The sequence below is a fragment of the Streptomyces sp. W16 genome (genome assembly GCF_033194735.1).
Taxonomy (GTDB): Bacteria; Actinomycetota; Actinomycetes; order Streptomycetales; family Streptomycetaceae; genus Streptomyces.
The window spans coordinates 1-2,186 of sequence record NZ_JAWOAI010000929.1 but is presented as its reverse complement, the minus strand read 5'-3'; the positions used below and the strand labels follow the sequence as shown (position 1 = coordinate 2,186).

Annotated in this window: 3 protein-coding genes; all 3 read left to right on the top strand. The window is 73.2% G+C overall.

Annotated elements, in window-relative coordinates; translation table 11 throughout:
* The first annotated feature begins 293 nt into the window (after positions 1-293).
* Positions 294-1,184: an alpha/beta fold hydrolase gene (locus R6V09_RS51545; protein ID WP_317888313.1), complete on the top strand. Its 891-nt coding sequence runs from the start codon at positions 294-296 to the stop codon at positions 1,182-1,184.
* A gap of 64 nt (positions 1,185-1,248) precedes the next feature.
* Positions 1,249-1,599: a DUF190 domain-containing protein gene (locus R6V09_RS51540; protein ID WP_317888312.1), complete on the top strand. Its 351-nt coding sequence runs from the start codon at positions 1,249-1,251 to the stop codon at positions 1,597-1,599.
* Between the two features lie 31 nt (positions 1,600-1,630).
* Positions 1,631-2,186: hypothetical protein (locus R6V09_RS51535; RefSeq protein WP_317888311.1), on the top strand; the 556-nt coding region annotated here is incomplete at its 3' end.

Below are 2,186 nucleotides of genomic sequence, written 5' to 3'. Positions count from 1 at the left end.
GGCCCGCCCACAGATCCTCGACCAGGTGCCCGACCGGTACGACCCGGCGCCGGGCCACGAGCAGCCGGGCCAGCACCGCCCGGTGTCGAGGCCCCCTCAGGGCGATCACGTCCCCGGCGCCGTCCCAGGCCGTCACCGGCCCCAGCACCCCGAACGCGACCTCCATCACCGACCACCCTTTCCGGGGTATCGCCCCAGGTCACGGTAGCGCGCTCACCCGTTGCTCATCGGCGCACGGCAGGCTCGAAGACAGCACTGACAGCACTGACGCACGGACGAGAGCAGGGCGCACCATGCCACCGACCATCCCCGGCTTCACCTACCACCGCGTTCCCGTCGCGGACGACGTGTCCCTGAACGTGGCCGTCTCCGGTTCGGGCAGTCCGCTCGTGCTGCTGCACGGCTTCCCGCAGACCCACCTCATGTGGCGCCATGTCGCCGCCGACCTCGCGGCCGACCACACCGTCATCTGCCCCGACCTGCGCGGCTACGGCGCGAGCGACAAGCCCGCCGACACCGACACCGACACCGACGGCTCCGAATACGCCAAGCGCACCATGGCCAACGACATCGTGACCCTCGCCCACGCCCTGGGACACGACCGCTTCGCACTCGCCGGCCACGACCGCGGCGCCCTCGTCGCCTTCCGCGCCGGACTCGACCACCCCGACGAGATCACGCACCTGGCCTGTCTCGACGTACTCCCCACACTCGACATGTGGGACGTGCTGCACGGTGTCACGGCCGCCGTCGGCTTCCACCTCTACCTGATGGCCCAACCCCCGGGCCTGCCGGAGGAGTTGATCTCCGCCGCGCCCGACGCCTTCTTCGGTCACTTCCTCGACATCTGGACCAACGACCCACAGGCGATCCCCGCCCGCATCCGCTCCGCCTACCTGGACGCCTGCCGTGCCGCGGTCCCCTCGATCGTCGCCGACTACCGCGCCTCCGCCGGCGTCGACCTCGCCCACGACCGAGCCGACCGGGACGCCGGCCGCCAGCTGCGGATGCCGGTCGCCGTGCTCCAGCAGGACTGGGGCGCGGCCCTCGGGTTCGACGCGGCGGCCCTGTGGCGCGCCTGGGCGCCGGACCTGCGGCACTCCACCGTGACCTGCGGCCACTTCATGGCGGAGGAGGCGCCCGCAGACGTGGCCAAGGCACTCCGGGACCTGCTCGCCCGCTGACCGCGTTCCTCCCCGCCGACCCGCGCAGTACCGTCAGGACAGTCCCCACGGCAGGGGGTCCCCGATGCCCGCGCTCGACACGCTCGCCGCACGTCTCACCATCCATCTCGACGCGGCCGTGCTCTGGCACCACAGGCCGGCCTACGCCGAACTCGTCCACCGCGCCCACCGCGAGGGCCTTGCCGGGGCGAGCGTTTTCCACGGCGTCACGGGGTTCGGCGCGGGCGACCCCGAGGCCCGGCATCCCGGCAGGGTCCCGCACCTCGGCGATCACGGGCCCTGCATGGTGATCATCGTGGACGAGGAGCGGCGGCTGCGTTCCTTTCTGCCGTGCGTGGCCGACGTGTTGGGGGAGACCGCGGCCGTCGCCACCCTGGACCGGGTGCGGATCCATGTGCCGGACAGACCCGGTTGAACCCCGCCACTCCAGCAGGAACAGAGCGAACATGCGTGCGTACGGCCCTCCACCCGCCTACGCTCAGGCCGTGCTGCGCATCATCGACGCCCGAACCGGCGACTCCACCGAAGCCGCCCCCGCCCGCCGTGGCCTGACCAGGGTCGAGGCGCACGCGTCGGGCCTCGATCCCACGGCACTACGTGTCCTCCTCGTCGCCGACCTCCTCGTGCGCTCCCTCGAACTCGGCGGCACACCCGTGTGGGCCCTGCTCACCGGCGACCGCGAGCAGGCCGAACTCCGTGCCGCCGCCGGTGCGTTGGGCATCCGCCCGTTCGAGGACGGCGGAGACCTCGGCTCCGGACTCGGCGAGGCCCAGGTCCTCCACGTGGCGGCCGAGGGCACCGCGACCGCCGGGGGAGTCCTGGTCGCCGTAGCGCCGGTCGAATCCCCTACAGCCGCTGCCCCGGACCTCTCCGACCCGGGTGCCTTCCGGCTCGCCCTGCTCTCGCACGGCCGGGACCTGCCGGTGCGGCTCGACGCGGACGGTCTGGACGAGGCGCGGCGGACCCTGGCGCACTGGCGCGGGTCGGTCGCCGACTGGGCGC